Raw genomic sequence first — 381 nt, 5'->3', positions numbered from 1 at the left:
CCACGATGCTGCGGATTTTCGCGTAGTCCTCCGCCTCGCCGCGGTCTGCCAGGTCGCCGGTGAAGACCACAGCCTCGGGGCGCGCGCCGGAGGCACGGACTTCGTCAAACAGTTCCCGCAGCCGGGCGTCGCTATCGACGACGCCGTGCAGCGGGTCCGTGCCGCCCAGCAGATGGGCGTCACTGAAGTGGAGTAGGAAATGACGCGGCCGGGGGTGTTCGGCCTCGATGAGTTCCATCGCTACCTTCTTGGTTGGGTGGAAGCGGTTGCCTCCAGCGTCCCTCTCACATCTATCCAACCAGAGATTCGGTCCGCGATGCGCAAACCCCAGTAGGCATGTTTCCGGCTGGCCGATATTCGGGTACTCCGGCGGACGCATAC

General features: G+C 64.6%; 1 protein-coding gene. It reads right to left on the bottom strand.

Annotated elements, in window-relative coordinates:
* Positions 1-238, bottom strand: a 238-nt coding sequence (locus AC1DIW_RS21910) for a metallophosphoesterase (protein ID WP_478110933.1), incomplete at its 3' end; no start/stop codon positions are given.
* Positions 239-381 lie beyond the last annotated feature (143 nt).

Source organism: Terrabacter sp. 01T434 (assembly GCF_056398545.1).
The sequence above is the reverse complement of the archived record's forward strand: the minus strand, read 5'-3'. Positions and strand labels throughout refer to the sequence as shown.